Origin of the sequence: Bradyrhizobium lablabi (assembly GCF_001440475.1) — a bacterium.
GTDB classification, from domain to species: Bacteria; Pseudomonadota; Alphaproteobacteria; order Rhizobiales; family Xanthobacteraceae; genus Bradyrhizobium; species Bradyrhizobium lablabi.
In genome coordinates this window covers 23,140-41,055 of record NZ_LLYB01000082.1, presented here as the reverse complement: position 1 = coordinate 41,055, position 17,916 = coordinate 23,140, and the positions used below count along the sequence as shown (strand labels likewise).

Below are 17,916 nucleotides of genomic sequence, written 5' to 3'. Positions count from 1 at the left end.
GCTACAAGCACCTTGTCGTCGCGCGCACCGGGCAGAGCTTCAGCGCGCTCGTCAGCGAGAACAGCACGCGCGCGCCGCGGGTTGGATTATCTGGCGCGCGGTAGCTGAGCGGCGCGGCGGCGCCGATGTCGGCTTGCAGGCCGTCGGCGAGGAAGAAGCGGACGCCGGCGCCGGCCGAGGTCAGCGACAGGCCGTCGCTCAGATGATAGCCGTCGTTCCAGGCGACGCCGCTGTCGACGAAGGCGTAGATCTGGTAGCCGCTGAGATATGGCAGGTTAGTCTTCTGGTCGAAGCGCAGTTCGGCCGTGCCGGCAAGACCGTTGTCGCCGCTGATCTCGGCGCTGCCATAGCCGCGGCCGAACGCGAGGCCGCCGAGATAGAATTGCTGCGAGGTGAAGAGCGGACCGGACGCGGTCTGGCCGGCCGCGGCCAGTTTCAGCGACCACGCATCTGTTATCGTTTGGTAGCGCGTGAACCAGAAATTCAGCGCGGAAAATGTGGCTGACGCGCCGAAGCGCGACAGGTCGTCGTCGCCGCGCTGCGAGGCGCCGAAAATGTCGAGGCCCTGGCGATAGCTCGCGGTCAGATAATTGGTGCCGCCGAAATCGTCCTGCAGGCGGTAGTCGGCCGTGAGGCTGGCGGTGCGGATGCGGTCGGCGTAGATCGGGCCGAACACGTCTTTCTCGGACGCATTGGTGAATCCGGCAGCCGCAGTCAGCATCAAGCCGGACTTCTGCGATTGCAAGGGAACGATGCTGCCGCGAATTTCGAACGACTCGGTCTTGATGGTGTCGCTATAGAGACGGCGGTAATCGCCGGGCCGAACCTCGCTGTAATAGCCGGACGCGCCGACGCGGGCGCCGTCGGTGCCGACCGGCACCTCGTAGGACATGCGGCCGAATGCGAGCTGCCTGACATCGCCGGGCGTGGTCGAGAGATTCACCACCAAGGAATCGCCTGCTACGAGATAGGAGTTGAACGCCGCCGTTCCGTAACTCTGCCATGGACCGACCGAGGACGATCCGAAATTGTCGACGCCGAACGAGGTGAAGACGTGCCAGGTTTTCACCGACAGGATCAGGCGGAAGTGACCGCTCGCGGTGCCGATCTCCTCGATCGCGGTGTCCTCGATCCGCACGCCAGGCCTGCCGTTGATCAGCAGCAATTGCCGTTCGAGCGTTGCAAGCCGCGACGGCCGTTCCGCCAGCACGGCAGCGAGCATCGGCTGGACGCCGAATTGCTCGGCGCCGTCGCCCTTCAATGTCAGATCCGTGATGCTGCCTTCGATGACTTGAATGCGAAGCACGCCGCTCTGAACGTCCTGCGGCGGAACGATCGCCCGGCTGAGATGAAAGCCGGCAGCGCGATAGACATCGCCGACCGCGGCGGCCATCGCGGCTAGGTCAGCCTGCGATACTTTTTTCCCGATGTAGGGTTGATACGCCGTTACCAGCCGGTCCTGCGGGATCGCGACGGCGCCGCTGATCGAAACGCGTCGAAGCACGAACAGCGGCATGGCGCTCCCCTGCCCCTCCGTTCCGGCGAATTGCGGCGACGGCAGCCGCGGCCGCCCGTTCGCGCCCTGACTCGATTGCTGGTTCTCGAAACGTTTCTCGGTCTGCCTTGGATCGTATCCGGGCTGGTTGGCGTGCTGCGCTTGCGCCGGGCAGCAGGCGATCAAACTCCACAGGCCGAGGCTAATCGTCACCACGCGGGACAAAGCTGAAATGGCCTGTCTCCGTAGTTGTACGGATGACGAACCCAAGTTGGTGACGGGACTGGTAGCCATATGATTTTTAATAAAAAATTATGGTCAATGAACGGTTAATGCATCGCGACGGGCACATGGCTTTCGCTCACGCAATATTGAAACATTTCTCCTAGCCTCCGGGACAAAGCGGCAATGGAGAGCGTTTCATGCGTGCGGCCAATCCGATCTCGTCAGCACTCGCCGGAGCATTGATGCTGGCGGCGACGTCCGGTGCGTTTGCCGCCGACGGCGGCGACTGGACCGTGAGCAAATCCTCGGGCGAAGTCTGGCTCGCCGGCAGCGGCGTGCAGCAGGTGTCACTGAAGCAGGAAGACGTGTTGAAGCCGGGCGACACCGTCCGCACCGGCCGTAACGGCCGCGTCCTGCTGACACGCGGCGACGAAACGATCCTGGTTGCGCCGAATTCCGAGGTCGGCGTCCCCACCGGCAAGAAGGAAGGGCTGTCGACGACGATCATGCAGAAGGCGGGCACGATCCTGCTCGACATCGAAAAGCGCAACGTCAAGCATTTCGAAGTCGAGACGCCTTACCTCGCCGCCGTGGTGAAGGGCACGCAATTCCGCGTCACCATCAATGCGGGCAAGACCAGCGTCGACGTGATCCGCGGCCAGGTCGAGGTCTCCGACTTCAAGACCGGCCAGATCGCGCAAGTGATGGCCGGCCAGCATGCGACCGCCTTCGCCACCGGCAAGACCGGCCTTTCGCTCGGCGGATCCGGCGTCCTCGCCCCGATCGAGCAGGGCAAGCCCCGCGCGCCCTCGATCGAGCGCACGCCGGTGCCGCGCGGAGGCTTTACGGCGATCCGCCACGCCGGCAATGGACAGGGCGTCCAGCCCTCGCGCCAATCGGGCGTGCATCTCGTAAGACCGGGCGTGACCCGCATTTCGTCGTCGATCGGTGAAATCCGCCTCAACGTCCATCGCGTCACGCACGGCCTCGCCCGCGAAAAGTCTGCGGTGCATGGCGGATCGCGTAATGCCGCCAGGAACGACACGATCTGGGACGCGTCCGATACCGCGAACAACAGCCAGAGCAACGGCGCCACCAACAGTGCAGCGAGCAGCGCGTCCAGCGTCAGCGCTGCGATAGCTGCCTCCAGCGGCTCGGAAGGCGGCGGAAACGGCAATGGCAAAAGCAACAATGGGAACGGAAACGGAAACGGCAACAGCAACGGCAACGGCAACGGCAACGGGGCCAATGGCAATGGCCGGGGCAATGGCAACGCGAATGGCCATGGAAACGGCAATGGGAATGGCAACGGCAACGGCCGGGGCAGAAGCTGAACCGGCAAGCCGATGTGCATAACCTGAACTGAAAGTCATCAAGCCCAACGACGCCATATTCGAACCACCAGAATGGTGACCACGTGAAACAGTATCGGCCGCATGTTTTCGTGATGATCGCGTTGGCGATCGTCCTGGCGGGCGGCTGGCATGGCTCGCTGCGCCACGCTTTGGCCGACCTGCGATTTTCCTGGCAGTCACGCCAGGTCAGCGGCGACATCGTGGTGATCGCGATCGACGCATCGTCAATCGAAAGGATCGGCGTCTGGCCGTGGCCGCGCCAGCTCCACGCCGAGCTGCTCCGGCAGCTTCAGAAGGCGGACGTCCAGGACATCGCGCTCGACGTCGATTTCTCGACGCCGTCCGACGCTTGGTCGGATCGAAACTTTGCCGAAGCCCTGCACGGCGCCGGCGGATCGGTCGTGCTGCCCTCCTTCCAGCAGCCCCGCACCGACAGGGCGACGCTTCACGTCAACCGCCCGCTGCCGCAATTCGCGGAACATTCATGGCCCGCGCTCGTCAATGTCGAGGTCGGAACCGACGGTCTCGTTCGCCGCTATCCGTTCGGCGAGAAGCTGGATGGCAAATTCGTGCCCTCGATGGCCGCCGTCCTCTCCGGCCAATACGCCGAGAAGCGAACGCCGTTCCTGATCGACTTCAGCATCCGAACGGCCGGCATTCCCAAAGTATCCTTTGTCGACGTCCTGCATGGCGACCCGGCGACACTGCAAAAGCTTCGGGGCAAGAAGGTCGTCGTCGGCGGCACCGCCCTCGAACTCGGTGACCGCTTCAGCGTTCCGAACGGCGTGATCCTGTCCGGCCCCGTGCTGCAGACACTGGCTGCGGAATCGCTGCTGCAGAACCGCGCATTGCAATGGACTTCAGGGGTCGTCACGGCGACGGGGCTGGTCCTGCTTGCCTTGATCATGCTGCTCTCATGGCGTCGCCTTTCCGCCGGCAAGCGTGTCGCGATGCTCGGCGCAACGGCGCTCACCCTCGAGGTCGGCGCCTTTGCCCTGCAGGCGGCCTTCCCGCTCATTCTCGACACGTCGCTGTTTCACATCGCCATCATCGTCTATGTCGCCGCCATTGCGCTCGACGAAATCAACATCCGCGATCTGCTCGGCAGGGTCGCCGAGAGCCGCTTTCAGCGCGTGGCTATGTCGCTCGGCGACGGCCTGATCTGCACGGATTCCCGTTACTTGATTACGGTCTGGAATCCCGGCGCGACCGCGATCTTCGGCTATCGGCCCGAGGAAATGATCGGCCGCCCCTTCGACGAGATCTGCGCCCGCGACGAAGCCCTCCCCACGTCTTCCTTTTCGATCGAGAGCGCTGCCCATCTGGCCGCCGGATCGGTGGTCGAGTTCGACGGACGCCGCAGCAATGGCGAGGTGTTTCCGGTCGAAGCCTCGTTCTCCGGCTGGCAAGGCGCCGACGGATTTCAATTCGGCGCGATCCTGCGCGACATCTCGGTGCGCAAGCGCGAGGCCGAGAGAGTCAAATATCTGGCGGAACACGACACGCTGACGGGGCTCATCAACCGAAACACCCTTCACGCCCAACTCGACACGAAAATTTCCGCCGACGAGGCAAGCGGCGACAAGGTGGCACTGTTGGTGATCGGCATCGACGGCTTCCAGCAGATCAACGACATGCTCGGCCATACCTGTGGCGATCTCGTGCTTCGCGCCATTTCGCAGCGACTGGCGGCGGCTACTCCTCCGACGGGGCTGGTCGCGCGTTTGAGTGGCGACGAATTCGCCATCGCAGTTCCGACGAGCGACATCGCAGAAAACCTCAGCCGCTTTGCCGAACAGATCGGCGACAGCTTCGACGCGCCGCTATTGGCCGGAAGCCGCCACCTCCGCGTCAAGGTCAGCATCGGCGCCGCCGTTTGCCCGGGCGATGGACGAAGGGCGGACGAGCTTCTCAGCAATGCGCACCTGGCGCTGAGCCGCGCCAAGGCGACCAACCGCGGCGGCCATGTGCTGTTCGAGGACTCGATCCGCCGCGAACTGGAGAAGCGCCTGACGCTGGAAGCGGAGCTGGCGCTGGCCGCGGAACGCAACGAGTTCGAATTGTTCTACCAGCCGCAACTGCGTCTGGCCGACGGCCGGTTGATGGGCGCCGAAGCCCTGATCCGCTGGCGTCATCCCGAGCGGGGCCTGATTTCACCGGCGGAGTTCATGCCGGTCGTCAACACCTCACCGATTTCCGAGCGGATTGCCGAATGGGTGCTCCAGACCGCCTGCGCCAAGGGTGCGGCCTGGGAACGCGCGGGACACAAGCTCCGCATCGGCGTCAACCTTTCGCCGTCCCAGTTGGAGTCCGGTGGCCTCGCCGTTTCGGTCGCACAGGTGCTCGCCAGCACGGGTTTGAGTCCAACCAGCCTCGAGCTCGAGGTCACCGAGGATATCCTGCTCCACGATGAGCAGGGCGCGCTGAATACGTTCCTCGAGATTCAGGAGCTTGGCGTTCGCCTCGTCTTCGACGATTTCGGCACCGGCTTTGCCAGCTTGAGCTATCTGAAGAAATTCCCGCTCGACGGGCTGAAGATCGACCGCTCCTTCGTATTGGGCTTGCTGACCAATCCCGATGACGCCGCGATCGTCAGTTCGACCATCGGGCTCAGCAAGCAGCTCGGCCTGTCCGTCATCGCCGAAGGCATCGAGGACGAGGCCACCGCCGACTTCCTGGTCCGGATGGGCTGCGAAGAAGGCCAGGGCTATTGCTTCGGCAAGCCGATGCCGGCCCGCGATTTTGAAGCCAAGTTCCTGACGGCTCCCGCCGCCGAGGTGGCGTAGCGGCCGGCGGCCTGACCAGGCTGAACGATCCGTTAACGCGACCGCTCAAATCCGGCCCTCGCCACAACGCGATTTTCCACCTCTTACCACTAGCCTTGCCCCGTGAACGCGATGGACCACCCGGCGCCCTCCAGGCGTCGCTGGCCACATAATCGCGAGCGGGGATTGGGGAAGTGGCCGATATTGCCGATACATCAACGGTGCGCCGCGCATCGGGCAAGGACGCGGACGCACGCGCGCCGGGCTCCGGCGGGGCGCTGACGCCGCTTGCGGACATTTCCGCGTCCCACTGGCGCGCGCTCTCGATGCGCGCCGCCGAGCCGAACGGCTATTACTTGCCCGAATGGGAATTGGCAGTAAACGCTTCGGCGCCGGGGCGTGGCAATGCTGCCGCGCTCGGCGCGTGGCGCGATGCATCCACCCTGATCGGTCTCGTGCCCGTGGTTTCTATGTGGTGCACCTACAGGATCCCGCTGCCCGCATTGGTCAGCGCCGACCCCTATGGCACGCTTTGCACGCCGCTGCTCGACCGCGACATGGCGGCGGAAGCGGTGACCGGCATCTTGCGGCGCGCCCGGCGGGCCGGCGCGCATGCGCTGATATTCCGCGCCACCTCGCTCGATGGCCCAGCCATGAAGGCGTTTACCGACGTCCTGCATCGCGGCGGCATGCAGCCGCTGGTGCTGCAATCGCATGTCCGCGCCTGCCTCGACGCCACCGGTGACGCGGATGCGCTGCTGCGCGAGGCGCTTGGCGCGAAGAAACTGAAAGAACTGCGCCGCCAGCGTAATCGCCTCGCCGAACACGGCGCCGTCCATTTCGACGTGGCGCGGACGCCGGCCGAGGTCGCTGCCGCCATCGAAACATTCCTGGTGCTGGAAGCCAGCGGCTGGAAAGGCCAGCGCGGCACCGCGCTCGGCCAGGACGAGGGCGACGCTGCCTTCATCCGCCGCGCCACGTCGGCGCTGGCCGAGACCGGCCAGTGCGAGATCGTCATCTTGCGCGCCGGCGAGATGCCGGTAGCGGCGGCGATCGTGCTGCGCCACCAGGACCGCGCCTTCTACTTCAAGCTCGGCGTCGACGAGCGCTTCGCAAAATTCTCACCGGGCGTGCAACTGACGCTGGAGCTGACGCAGCATCTCTGCGCCGATCCGGCCATTACCAGGGTGGATTCCACCGCCAGTCCCGACCATCCCATGATCAACCCGATCTGGCGCGGACGCCTTGCGATCGGCGACGTGCTGATCCCGCTGCGGCGGAACGATCCCGTTGTCGCGCTGGTCCGCGCTGCCCTGGCATTGCGCGGCGCGATCCGCGAGCCGGCGCGCCGGATGGTTCATCTGATCAGAAAACGGCAGGAGCGATCCCAAATGAACACCCTCACCGCCATCGCCTCCGTCATTACGGCCGATCACGATGCGCTCCGCCGCGACTTTCCGCTAAAGCCATTTGCGATCCATCACAAGCTCGCCGGCCATCCGCTGCTGACGCTGCCGCGCATCGCGCAACTGGCCTCCGAACTGCCGCGCGACCTGATCGAATATAATTCCGGCAAGGTCGCGATCAGCCAGGATCCGGATGCGATTCCCAGCGTCGATCTCGACCCCGTCGAAGTCGTCAAAAGCATCGAGACCGCCGGCGCCTGGATGGTGCTCAAGCGCGTGGAAAACTCACCGGAATACCGGGCCCTGCTGGAGGACACGCTGCTTTCGGTCGCCCGCGCCCGCGGCTACAACAGCCTTCTCGATGCCGGCTTCGAGCAGGTCGAGGGCTTCCTGTTCGTGTCCTCGCCGAACTCGACCACGCCGTTCCATCTCGACAGCGAAGACAATTTCTTCGTGCACATCCACGGCGAAAAGTTCTTCACGATCTTCGACAACACCGACCGCTCGATCGTGTCCGACGACGAGATCGAGCGCTCGATGACCAAGCACCGCAACCTGAAATACGACGAGAGCATTGCGCCGCGGGGCACCGAATTCCACCTGTTCGCGGGCGACGGCTGCTACGTGCCCTATCAATGGCCGCACTGGGTGCGCACCGCCGGCTCGTTCTCGATCTCGATGGCGATCACCTGGAAGACGCGTGAAGTGCGGCGGATGAACGATCTGCACTTCTTCAATTCGATGCTGCGCGGCATCGGCATGCCGCAGCAGCCGCCCGGCAAGCAGCCGGTGCTCGATGCGGTGAAGCTCGCCTTCTATCGCACGGTGACGACGGCGATCAAACCGCTGCGGGCCTCGATGGCGATGCGTCGCGTACTGCGGCGGATCGCGCTCGGAAAACGGGCGAATTATTATTTGAAGGGGGCGTAGTCGTAGCCCGGGTGAAGCGAAGCGTAACCCGGGATCGGGCGGCTAGATGCGGCAGCCCGGATTGCGCTTCGCTCCATCCGGGCTACGTTGTTCGCAACTCACTTCAACGGCGAATGCGGCGCCGGCAGCATGATGGTCGAGTGCATTTCCTCGAGGAAGCCCGGCCCCTTGCCCAAAAATTCCTGCCACGCCGGATCCTTCATCGCATTGCCGCGCGCTTCAGCCCGCGCATTCAAGCTGGGATAGGCCCAGATGTGGCAGGCTTCATTCGGTTGGCCCGCTTCGGTGGTCCAGAGGCCGACGATCTTTGAATATTTCTCGCGCTCCGGCAGCACGCCGGTGAACGCATCCAGCCATTGCTTGAGGCCGCCCGCCGCCTTGGCGCGGTAATTGCGGAGTTCATAGACATTGCCCGTCGATGCCGGGGCAACCGGCGGCCTCACCGCGTTCATCAGGCGTACCTCCTGCCGGACGAGCAAGGGGCGGATCAGCGGCACATACTCGCCGGTCCAGCGCGGGTTCTTGGCCAGCTCGGCCCGCATCTTCGTGCGTTCGTCGAAACTGTTGTAGCTCCACATGTGCAGGACCTGGTTGAGCGGCCCGATCTCGGTCGACCAGTAGCCTTCCAGCTTGCCGTAATCGTCCTTGCGGATGTCGCGCGAGATGGTGCTCGCGGCCTTGATCATGTCGCCGAGCGTGCCGGGCTTTACGGTGTAGGTTCGCAGTTCGTAGATCATGACGCCTCCCCGAGTGTTTTCTTGCTGCTAGTTCCATGGGGCAACGCACATCGTCAACCGCTAGACCGCGTTGGCGGAGAGAAGCCCCTCACTCACCCCTCTAAGAGCGAGCTTTCGCTCGTCTCGACCCCGCAAGAACGGGGCGAGGGAGAAGAAGTCCTCGCTTACTCCGCCGCCTGCGCGTTGATCTCGGCCGAGACCTGCTGGATCGCGCGGGCGAGTTGCTCGGCGGGCTGGGCGCCGTTCACCGCATATTTCTGCGCGAACACGAAGGTGGGCACGCCCGAGATTCCCTTGTCGGAGGCTTCCTGCGCCTGGCCGGAAATCAGTGCGACGTCTTCGTCGGTCGCAAGTCGCTTGCGCACGTCATCGGCATCGAGGCCGATATCGGCTGCGGCCTGCACCAGCACGTTCACGTCGGTGAGGTCACCGCCATCGCGAAAGTACAATTCCATCAGGCGCTGCTTCATCTCGGCCGATTTGCCCTTGGCATCGGCCCAATGGATCAGCCGATGGCAATCGATGGTATTGGGCTGGCGCTTCACGAGCTCAGGCCGGTAGGTCAGCCCCTCCTCGCCCGCGGCCGCCACGACGCGGCCGGCGATGCCCTTGTAGGCTTCGACCGAGCCGAATTTGGCGGTGAGATATTCGTCGCGGCTGATGCCCTCTCGCGGCACCCAGGAATTGAGGAAGAACGGCCGCCAGCGCACTTCGACCGGAACATCGGGCACCAGCGCCAGCGCGTTCTCGATCCGGCGCTTGCCGATGTAGCACCAGGGGCAAACCACGTCGGAGACGATGTCGATCTTCAGGGGTTTTAAGGTGCTCATCGGGGTCTCCTCGCAGAATGATGCCCGGAAGGTAATGAGATCGCCGAAGGAGACAAGGGTGCAGCTTGCATGTCTCGTATCACTTCACCTCCGCGGTTATTGTGGCAGCCGGCCGGCCTTTCTAGAACTCCGCGTATCGATCTGAACCGGAGCCCTGCAAATGACCGCCATTTTCAAGCCGGAAGGCCCCCTGTTTCGCGCCACCGAACATGCCGGCGGGCCATGGTCGCCGGATATGCTGCAGGGCAGCGCGACCACCGCGCTGATGACCCGCGAGGTCGAGCGGCTGGCGAAAACTTCCGGCTTCGCGGTGCGCCGCCTCACCTTCGATCTGTGGCGGCCGGCCGGGTTGCGCGCCTTTGGACTGGAGACGGAGATGCTGCGCGACGGCCGCAAGGCCAAGACCATCCAGGTGCGCCTCCTGGACGGCGATGTCGAGATCGGCCGCTGCACGGCGCTATTGACGGTGCAAGGCGGCGAGTCCCCGGCCGATCCATTCTCGAAGGACGCCAGCGACGCCGCGCCGGAGACCGGAAGGCCGCCGCCGTCCTTTGCGCAGAAATGGAGCCGCTACTTTCAGAACGTCTCGGTGCGGCTGATCGAGGGCGCGCTGGAAAAGCCTGGCCCTGCGGCGGCCTGGATGCGGCTCGACGTGCCCATGGTCGAAGGCGAGACCAACACGCCGCTGTTGCAGGCGGTGCAGGCGGCGGATTTTGCCAGCGGCGTCGGCCAGATCGTCGACATGCGCGAATGGACCTTCATCAATCCCGAGATCAGCCTGTATTTCTTCCGCCCGCCGGAGGGCGAATGGATTCTGATCCGTTCGCGCACCCGTGCGGGCGCCGATGGCGCGGGGCTGACCATGGCGAGCTTAAGCGATCGCAAGGGCCCGTTTGCTGAGGTGTTGCAGGCCATGACCTTCGAGCGGCGCGCGGCGCAGGCTCAGGCATCCTGAGCGGCGAACGCGGTGAGCGCTGCCTCTGAGGCAGCGTCCGCCGGCATGAACATCTCGACGCGCAATTCCTGCAGCGTGACATCCTGCGGCGTGCCCAGCGTCAGCACGGCGCCGATCAGCCCGATGCTGACGTCGCCCTTCTTCAGGCGCACCTCGCAGAGCGGCCCCGGCGCATCGGTTTCGTTGAGCTGCGGCGTCGGGATATCGGGCAGCTTCAATAGCTCGCGCCATGTCGACTGCAGCGCCAGATCGAGCGGCGCGGCCATTGCCTCGTGGCGGGCGCGCGCGAGCAGTGCTGCGGCGACATCGGGCCAGTCCACCACGAATGGCCGCAGTTCATCGGGCGCCAGAAACATCCGCATGTGGTTGAGCGGCCGGGTCATCCGCTCCTTTCCCAGCAACATCGTCATCAGCCGCGCGGCGGCGCGGTTGGCTTGCATCACGTTCCAGCGCCGATCGGTGACGATGGCCGGAAACGGCTCATGCCGCCGCAGCAGCAGATCGATGGCGCGCTTGGCGTCGGCAACTTCGGGCGCGGAAAGATCGCGCTCGCCATATTGCCGGGCAAAACCGCCGGCCTCGAGCAACGCGTTGCGGTCGCGCAGGGAGAGACCGAGCGCGGCCGCCAGTTGCAGCAGGATGTCGCGGCTGCCCGCGGCCTTGCCGGTCTCGACATAGCTCAGATGCTTGATCGAGATGCCGGCCTCGAAGGCGAGATCGGCCTGGCTCATGGCGCGGCGGTTGCGCCAGCCGCGCAGGAGATCGCCGACGGCGTTGATCGGCGATGGTGCATGTTGGCGAGAGTCCATGCGGCGATTATGCGAGCGGGACGCGGCGCTGTAAACGGCTCCTACGCATCACAGCAGTTTCGCCGCCACCTGCCGCATCCGTTCGGCGGTCAGATCATCCGCCGGGAAGAACGTCTCCAGCGCCAGCTCCTGCAACGTGATATCGACGGGCGTGCCGAACACCATGGTCGTCGAGATGAAGCTCAGCACCTCGTTCCCGAGCCGCAGCTTGAACGGGATCGCGACATTGTCGGCCGAGATCGGGCCGGACCGCGCCGGCATCCGATAGGCCTTCAGCTCCTGATACAGCTTGAGCAATTCAGGGTCGGCCGTCGCCTCGCACTGGCGATGCAGCCGCTCCAAAAGATGCGCGCTCCATTCGGCGAGATTGACCGTGCGCAGCGCCAGCCCCTCGGGATGGAAGGCGAGGCGCATAATATTGATGGGCTGCCCGAGCCGGTGCGGCGGGATGCCATCGAGCAGCGGCGCCACCATCCGGTTGGCGGTCACCAGATTCCAGCGCCGGTCATAGGCCAGCGCCGGATTCGGCTCATGCGCCTTCAGCACCAGGTCGATCGCCTGGCGGGCGGACTTCAGCGCGGGATCATCCAGCGAGCGCTGCGGAAAGGCCGGCGCAAAGCCCGCCGCGACCAGGAGTACGTTGCGTTCACGCAAGGGAACCTCCAATCGTTCGGCGAGCTTCAGCACCATTTCGCGCGACGGCGCGGCGCGGCCGGTCTCCACAAAGCTGAGATGACGCGCGGATATCTCGGCATCTCCCGCCAGATCGAGCTGGCTCAGATGGCGGCGTTGGCGCCATTCGCGCAGGTGATCGCCGATATGGACGGGCTGGGTTCGTTCGGCTCGCGCCGTGGCAGCATGTGCGTTCATGGTGGAAAACCTACCATGCGAATTTCACCCATTCCATTACGTCCCAGGTAATCGAAACGGGCCACGGGCCGGGTCATCTTGGGGGCACAGGAGATGACCCATGCTGATGCTTTCGCTGTTCCGTCTCGCCGCCGCCGTGATCCCCTGGATGGTCGATCTGGCCACCTGGCTCGTGGCGCGCTCGCTCAACATGCCGCAGCCGGTCGTGCACGCCACTGGCGTGTTCATGTTCGTGCGGGTGCAGACGATCGAGAACAGGATCGGCAAGGCGCTCTGCCCGATGCGGCTGAGGCGTCAGCTCCGGTCACTGCTGAGACACTGATCCTGTTTCGCCCAAAGTCCCCCAAGCAAAGGAGTACTGTCATGATCCATCCGTCCACCTTCCTGAGCCGCGCCCTGCTCGCCGACGCTCTCTTCAGCGGCGTCGCCGCGGTCGCGCTGACGCTCGGCGCCGGCGCGCTCGCGCCCTTCCTCAATCTGCCGGAAGTCTTATTGCGCGAGACCGGCCTGTTCCTGATCGCCTACACGGCGCTGGTCGGCTGGCTGGCCACGAGGTCGACGGTGATGAAGGCGCTGGTGCTGCTGGTGATCGTAGGTAACGCCGCATGGACGCTCGGCAGCATCGCGCTACTGTTCTCCGGCGCGGTGTCGCCGAACCTGCTCGGTCAGGTCTTCATCGTGGCGCAGGCGATTGCAACGGGCGTGTTTGCGGAACTGCAGTATATCGGCCTGCGCAAAAGCGATGAGACGGTGACGGCTTAAGCCACAGCCGTCATTGCGAGGAGCAAAGCGACGAAGCAATCCATGCCTCAACAGGTGGAGAAGTGGATTGCTTCGCTTCGCTCCCAATGACGGGGACAGAGCCTCAGCTCAAAACCAACGCCGCGATCATTCCCGCAAATGTCAGCACCAGCCCGATGACCAGCATCGGCACCAGGCTGCTGCCCGAATACGGGTCGGCCTGCTCCTTGTTCGTCACGACATGTGCACGATAAGCCATCACACTGCTCCTGCCTGATTACGCCGAAATCGTTCCCCATTGCCGAGCATGACGCCCTGGGCGCCGGCGATGCCGAGTTCAAGGCTCGCCGCGATCCGCCGCGCCCGCTCCACGAAATGCGACTCCGCTGCGGGTGGGCAGATTTCGCGGGCGGTGGCCTCGAACAAGCCGAGCCAGCGGTCGAAATGCGCGGCGTCGACCGGCAGCGGCAGATGCTTGGCCATCGGCGTGCCATGATAGCGCCCCGTCATCAGCGCGACCGACGACCAGAACGCGCACATCTGGGCCAGATGCGGCTCCCAATCCCTGATCCGGGCCTCGAAGATCGGCCCGAGCACCGCGTCCTCGCGGACCTTGGCGTAGAAGCCGCGCACCAGGCGCTCGATCATCGCCTCATCGATGCCCGTCCGCTCCATGATCTCGGCCGTCAAGCGCTCACGCCGCTCCGGCCCTGCCACGATCGCTTCCATTTCCGCGCCTGCCCTTAAATAGGTATTTCAAATACCTATTTAGACGGCTATAGATGATTTGCAAGCAGTTCTTTTGAAGGGGCTCCCATGCGCCTGACGTCGTTCACGGATTTCGCGTTGCGCGCGTTGATGCGGCTGGCGGGCGAACCCGACCGCTGCTTCGCCACAAACGAGATCGCGGCCGAGTTCGGCATTTCCCGCAACCATCTGGCCAAGGTGGTGCGCGACCTCGCCGATAGCGGTTTCATCTCGACCCAGCGTGGCGTCGGCGGCGGCTTCATGCTGGCCCGGCCGGCGCAAACGATCACGATCGGCGAAGTGGTGCGCGCCCTCGAAGGTCCGCCACTGGTCGAATGTTTTCGCGAGGACGGCGGTAATTGTGTGCTGAAGCCGCGCTGCCGGCTGAAGGCAAAGCTCGCCGCCGCGCGCGAAGCCTTCATGCGCGAGCTCGACACCACGACGCTGGCGGAATGCGCCTATCCCGCGCCGGCCAGGCGGTATCAGGCCCACGCATGACGGCGACAACGAAGCATCAGGTGCTGCAAATGAAACCGATCGCGTTCGAAAATGGCACCATCCAGATCGACGCCGCCATCGTCGCCGAAGGCCTGGGCGTGGCGCCGGCGCGGCTGCAGGAAGAGATGCGCGCGGGCAGGATCACGAGCCTTGCCGAGCGCGGGGTCGATGCCGATCTCGGTCGGCACCGCCTGACCTTCTTCGCCGAGCACCGCCGCTTTCGCGTCGTGGTCGACGAAACCGGCGCGATCGTTCAGCGCTCGGCAGTCGACTACGGCAATGCGCTATTGCCGAAATCGGTGCGCAAGCGCGGATGACGTCTAGGCCTGAAAGGCCGGAGCCGGCGCGGAGGCCGGTTGTTTCCGGCCGGCCGGTTTCCTTCCGGCGACCCTGGCGCGGCTGGTGCCGTTCAGATGCTTACCATTCAGCGACTTGCCGTTCAGCGAATGGCCGTTGAGCTTCTTCGCGTTCTTCTCAGCCTTCGCCTTCAATTTTTCCTTCAGCCTGGCTTGTTCCTTCGCCAGCTTCTCGGCCTTTTTCAGCGCCTTGCGCTCGGCCTTGGCCTTCAGGCGGGCCTTCTCGGCTCGCGCTTCCGCGCGCTTCTTTTTGCGCTTTTTCTCGCAAGCGTCGCATTTGCAGCCGATCGGCTTCAGGTAGGCTTTGAAATAGTCGGTGCCGTAATCGTAATTGATCTCCTCGCCCGGCTCGATGTTCTTGATGGCGCGGATGAACACCTTGCGCTTGCGTGGGCGAACGTCGGATTCCGCGTTCGGCTTGCAGGCGTGGTTGATGTAGCGGGCGATGTTCTTGCGCACCGAGCCGTCGATAGTCCAGCGGTCGGTCAGCTCGAACAGATATTTGTTCTCGATCGCGTCCTCGTCCTTCTTTTTCGAATCCAGGAGCGGCCCGAAATAGCGGATGATCTTGCTGCCCTTCTTGATCGGCTTGGTGGCGAAGAGGCCAAGGCCGGTGCGGGAGCGGCCGACACGATAGGGTTTATGCGAGGGAATGGACGGCATGACGATTGAATGACTGCACGCTCGGGAAACGAGGAATCGCGAAGCCGCCCTTCTAGGACGATTCCGCGACATTGTCAGGTGTTTCGCACATTCGCCTTGAACCTTCCCCAGATTGCGGCCGTCTGACCCGATAAGTTCCACGCGAGAAGTGCAAATGAAACCCCTCCCCCATCGACAGCTCGCAGTGCCAGCCGCCACAGCGCTCTTCGTCGCTGCATTTGGCCTGATTTTACCGGCCAACGCCCAAACATTCAGCAGCAGCTACACCTCGACCGCGCCAAAGGACTGCCGCACGATCGGCAAACCGGGCGCCCAGGACGACAGCACGCAGGTGTGCCCCGGCCAATCCGGGCTGGTGGTGGTGATCAGCGAGGGCGACCTGCGCCAAACCGTCTCGGTTGGACGTACCCGCGAGGCTGCCGCCAAGGAACCGGCCGCCGAGAGCGGGTTCGGTCCGTTCAATTCCACCGCCAACACCGTCGAATGGCGGGCTGTCGACGGCAAGCCCTTCGCCATCATTCAGCGCTGGCTGATCGCCGACATCGATAATCCCGACAAGAAGACAGGAAACCCGACCAGCAAGCCGATGCTCGCCGTGACCCGGCTGCCGCCAGGGCCGGTCTGCCATGTCGCCTATATCGATGGCCAGGCCAACCGCAATGCCAACGAGCTCGCCCGCCAGGCCGCAGACGAATTCGCCCGCGATTTCAAATGCGGCAAGGACGAAGTGAAGGTAATCGGCGAAAAAGGCGCGGCCGTGGGCCTTGCGAAGCGCTGATGAAGCCGGCTACCCGGCCTGTTTTCGCCGCATTAACGTCAAAGCTTAAGGTTTGAGTGCTTATTGCTTATCAAGCCATATTCTTTCACGGCGCACTTGGGGCAGCGATGCACATAAAACTCCTGGCTCTCCTCCTCCTTGGCTCCGCCCTCTCCGGCTGCTGCGCTTCCGGCACCGGCTGTTCGACGCCGACGGCCACCGGCGCGCCAATCGCCTGGGACGGCCTGGGTGAACCGCCGACCGCGGATGGCGAGCAAGCCGGAGCAGCCAAGCCGAAGCGAAGGACAGCCGCGCGCAATCGCGATCGCGAGATCATCCTCGGCCCGCTGAACGATAGCCCGCGGAAAGAGACCACAGCCAAATCGGCCTACGAAGAGTGGACGCGCCTGCCCAATGAAGACCCCGAGGCCGACGCAAGATTAAAGCGGCAAATCAAGATCTGCCAAAACTGCTGAGCGGCATGTTGCGATAGCGGCTACAGCCGTCGAAAATTCACCCGGCAATTTCCGGCTGACCCAGCCGGCCTCTTGCGGATTTCATCCGGCCCTGCGCCGGCTGCAGCGAGCCCGCAACGCCAAGGCCGTAAGGCGGCATGTTGTTGTAGACGCTCTCATAGGCGCCGTCTTTCACCAGATAGCTTTCGTGCCAGATCCCGACATCGCCGTTGCTGCCGACGGCACGGTTGAACGCCTGCCAGGCCGGAAGGTGCAAGGCATTCGCGCCGGTCGCATAATGATGCAAATGCTCGAAGCTGCGCCAATACTGCACCACCAGAATGTTGGGTAGTCCGAAATGCGTCCTCGCGTGCAGCAATCCGAGTTCGGGCTGCGCGGCCAGTTCAGCGAGCATCCGCGGCATCTGTCGGGCAACGGGCGCCCATTTCCATATCTTCCAGGGCCTGTTGATGCGCATGCCGATCAGGAAGACGACAAAATCGCCCTCGATCCGTGCCGTCATGCGTTGCGGGATCACGTTGCTCATGGCCATCCCCGTTTTCGCGTAAAAGCGCGCCTGCGCTACACCACTGGCGGTCGCGGCACCGTCGAACGCAACATTGCGTCCAGGAGTTGCTCGACCCCGGTACCATCGGGCAGCCGGTGCATGATGTCTTTCAGCCGCCCATCAAGCAGCAGCGTGGTGAAGCCGTGCACCAGCGACCACGCCCGCGCAATCGCCGCAGCCTGGTCGAGCGATAATGCCTCCAGCGCTTCGCCCGTGAGCTTCTCGTTGCGGCTGAGGCTTACTGCGGTCGCCAATCCTTCGAACGAGGCGGTCGCCGCTTCGTGCAGCGAGGGCCGTGTCATGTCGAGCCGCTCGGTGCGGAACATCAGCCCGTACATGCCGGGACGCGCCTGCGCATAGGCGACATAGGCCTTGGCGCGCGCCATCGCCTTCATCAGCGGGAAAGTTTCAGTGTTGCCCGCCGCGACCATCGCCTCATTGAACCTGCGGAAGCCGATGGCGGCGAGTTCACTCAAGAGGCCGGTAAGATCGCCGAAATGATGGGTTGGCGCCGCATGCGACACGCCGGCCTCGCGCGCCACCGCCCGCAGGGTAAGCCCCGGCAGACCATCACGCTCCAGCACCCGCTCGGCCGCGGCCAGCAAGGCGTCATGCAGGTCGCCGTGATGATAAGGGGTTTCGCCTGCCGGCCGGCGCCGGCGATTGGCCGGCCTTTCGGTCACGGCCCTTGCAGGCCTGCGCTTGGCGGCGGGACGGTTCGGTCTGGTTTCTCGCGATGCTCTGGCCATGCGAA

At 64.2% G+C, this 17,916-nt stretch carries 20 protein-coding genes and 1 pseudogene; 11 read left to right on the top strand and 10 right to left on the bottom strand.

What is annotated here, in order from left to right:
- Position 1: 1 nt before the first annotated feature.
- Positions 2 to 1,789: a ShlB/FhaC/HecB family hemolysin secretion/activation protein gene (locus tag CQ14_RS22750; protein WP_082649990.1), complete on the bottom strand. Its 1,788-nt coding sequence runs from the start codon at positions 1,787 to 1,789 to the stop codon at positions 2 to 4.
- Positions 1,790 to 1,917: 128 nt separating this feature from the next.
- Between CQ14_RS22750 and CQ14_RS22745 the strand changes: the two genes are divergently transcribed.
- From CQ14_RS22745 to CQ14_RS22730, 4 genes and pseudogenes are all read left to right on the top strand, one after another.
- Positions 1,918 to 3,054: a FecR domain-containing protein gene (locus CQ14_RS22745; protein WP_057860071.1), complete on the top strand. Its 1,137-nt coding sequence runs from the start codon at positions 1,918 to 1,920 to the stop codon at positions 3,052 to 3,054.
- A gap of 83 nt (positions 3,055 to 3,137) precedes the next feature.
- The gene (locus CQ14_RS22740) at positions 3,138 to 5,861 is read left to right on the top strand and encodes an EAL domain-containing protein (RefSeq protein WP_057860070.1); all 2,724 of its coding nucleotides are present in this window, start codon (positions 3,138 to 3,140) and stop codon (positions 5,859 to 5,861) included.
- A gap of 173 nt (positions 5,862 to 6,034) precedes the next feature.
- Positions 6,035 to 7,213: pseudogene (locus CQ14_RS42460) on the top strand (GNAT family N-acetyltransferase); the annotation flags it as partial.
- Positions 7,214 to 7,231: 18 nt separating this feature from the next.
- Positions 7,232 to 8,176, top strand: a complete 945-nt coding sequence (locus CQ14_RS22730) for a cupin-like domain-containing protein (protein ID WP_057860169.1) — start codon at positions 7,232 to 7,234, stop codon at positions 8,174 to 8,176.
- A gap of 98 nt (positions 8,177 to 8,274) precedes the next feature.
- Here CQ14_RS22730 and CQ14_RS22725 read toward each other — a convergent pair whose 3' ends face one another.
- Positions 8,275 to 8,913 carry an NIPSNAP family protein gene (locus CQ14_RS22725; protein WP_057860069.1) on the bottom strand — a complete coding sequence of 213 codons (639 nt, stop codon included), beginning with the start codon at positions 8,911 to 8,913 and terminating at the stop codon, positions 8,275 to 8,277.
- Positions 8,914 to 9,077: 164 nt separating this feature from the next.
- Positions 9,078 to 9,743, bottom strand: coding sequence for a DsbA family oxidoreductase (locus CQ14_RS22720; protein ID WP_057860068.1), 666 nt, complete (start codon positions 9,741 to 9,743; stop codon positions 9,078 to 9,080).
- Between the two features lie 160 nt (positions 9,744 to 9,903).
- Between CQ14_RS22720 and CQ14_RS22715 the strand changes: the two genes are divergently transcribed.
- On the top strand, positions 9,904 to 10,698 hold the full coding sequence (locus CQ14_RS22715; RefSeq protein WP_057860067.1) for a thioesterase family protein: 795 nt from the start codon (positions 9,904 to 9,906) through the stop codon (positions 10,696 to 10,698).
- Here CQ14_RS22715 and CQ14_RS22710 read toward each other — a convergent pair.
- Both CQ14_RS22710 and CQ14_RS22705 read right to left on the bottom strand, forming a co-directional pair.
- Positions 10,686 to 11,507 (bottom strand): helix-turn-helix domain-containing protein, encoded by an 822-nt coding sequence (locus tag CQ14_RS22710; RefSeq protein ID WP_057860066.1) that lies wholly within the window; start codon positions 11,505 to 11,507, stop codon positions 10,686 to 10,688. The two genes, CQ14_RS22715 and CQ14_RS22710, sit on opposite strands and share 13 nt — an antisense overlap.
- 48 nt (positions 11,508 to 11,555) lie before the next feature.
- Positions 11,556 to 12,377, bottom strand: a complete 822-nt coding sequence (locus tag CQ14_RS22705) for a helix-turn-helix domain-containing protein (RefSeq protein WP_057860065.1) — start codon at positions 12,375 to 12,377, stop codon at positions 11,556 to 11,558.
- A 100-nt stretch (positions 12,378 to 12,477) separates the two neighbouring features.
- Between CQ14_RS22705 and CQ14_RS22700 the strand changes: the two genes are divergently transcribed.
- Complete coding sequence (locus tag CQ14_RS22700; protein WP_057860064.1) at positions 12,478 to 12,699, top strand: hypothetical protein; 222 nt, start codon at positions 12,478 to 12,480, stop codon at positions 12,697 to 12,699.
- Positions 12,700 to 12,740: 41 nt separating this feature from the next.
- Positions 12,741 to 13,139 (top strand): hypothetical protein, encoded by a 399-nt coding sequence (locus CQ14_RS22695; RefSeq protein WP_057860063.1) that lies wholly within the window; start codon positions 12,741 to 12,743, stop codon positions 13,137 to 13,139.
- Positions 13,140 to 13,242: 103 nt separating this feature from the next.
- Here the strand turns inward: CQ14_RS22695 and CQ14_RS47645 are convergent, their stop codons facing one another.
- Both CQ14_RS47645 and CQ14_RS22690 read right to left on the bottom strand, forming a co-directional pair.
- A complete protein-coding gene (locus CQ14_RS47645; RefSeq protein ID WP_256380295.1) occupies positions 13,243 to 13,377 on the bottom strand; it encodes a hypothetical protein in 135 nt (44 codons plus the stop codon).
- Entirely contained in the window at positions 13,377 to 13,847 is a 471-nt protein-coding gene (locus CQ14_RS22690; RefSeq protein ID WP_057860062.1) for a group III truncated hemoglobin, read from the bottom strand. Before CQ14_RS22690 ends, CQ14_RS47645 begins: the two co-directional genes overlap by 1 nt.
- Before the next feature lie 87 nt (positions 13,848 to 13,934).
- On the opposite strand from CQ14_RS22690, the gene CQ14_RS22685 reads away from it, so the two are divergent.
- Together CQ14_RS22685 and CQ14_RS22680 are read left to right on the top strand one after the other, a co-directional pair.
- A complete protein-coding gene (locus CQ14_RS22685) occupies positions 13,935 to 14,363 on the top strand; it encodes an RrF2 family transcriptional regulator (protein WP_057860061.1) in 429 nt (142 codons plus the stop codon).
- On the top strand, positions 14,360 to 14,680 hold the full coding sequence (locus tag CQ14_RS22680; RefSeq protein ID WP_245320456.1) for a DUF6522 family protein: 321 nt from the start codon (positions 14,360 to 14,362) through the stop codon (positions 14,678 to 14,680). The genes CQ14_RS22685 and CQ14_RS22680 overlap by 4 nt, the downstream gene beginning before the upstream one ends.
- Before the next feature lie 3 nt (positions 14,681 to 14,683).
- Here the strand turns inward: CQ14_RS22680 and CQ14_RS22675 are convergent, their stop codons facing one another.
- Positions 14,684 to 15,382, bottom strand: a complete 699-nt coding sequence (locus CQ14_RS22675; RefSeq protein WP_057860060.1) for an SET domain-containing protein — start codon at positions 15,380 to 15,382, stop codon at positions 14,684 to 14,686.
- Between the two features lie 154 nt (positions 15,383 to 15,536).
- Between CQ14_RS22675 and CQ14_RS22670 the strand changes: the two genes are divergently transcribed.
- Positions 15,537 to 16,160 carry a hypothetical protein gene (locus tag CQ14_RS22670; RefSeq protein ID WP_245320455.1) on the top strand — a complete coding sequence of 208 codons (624 nt, stop codon included), beginning with the start codon at positions 15,537 to 15,539 and terminating at the stop codon, positions 16,158 to 16,160.
- 107 nt (positions 16,161 to 16,267) lie between these two features.
- Positions 16,268 to 16,615: a hypothetical protein gene (locus CQ14_RS22665; protein WP_057860058.1), complete on the top strand. Its 348-nt coding sequence runs from the start codon at positions 16,268 to 16,270 to the stop codon at positions 16,613 to 16,615.
- Between the two features lie 37 nt (positions 16,616 to 16,652).
- Here the strand turns inward: CQ14_RS22665 and CQ14_RS22660 are convergent, their stop codons facing one another.
- The gene (locus CQ14_RS22660) at positions 16,653 to 17,141 is read right to left on the bottom strand and encodes a DUF4188 domain-containing protein (protein ID WP_057860167.1); all 489 of its coding nucleotides are present in this window, start codon (positions 17,139 to 17,141) and stop codon (positions 16,653 to 16,655) included.
- Between the two features lie 35 nt (positions 17,142 to 17,176).
- On the bottom strand, positions 17,177 to 17,911 hold the full coding sequence (locus tag CQ14_RS22655) for a TetR/AcrR family transcriptional regulator (protein WP_057860057.1): 735 nt from the start codon (positions 17,909 to 17,911) through the stop codon (positions 17,177 to 17,179).
- Positions 17,912 to 17,916: the final 5 nt, after the last annotated feature.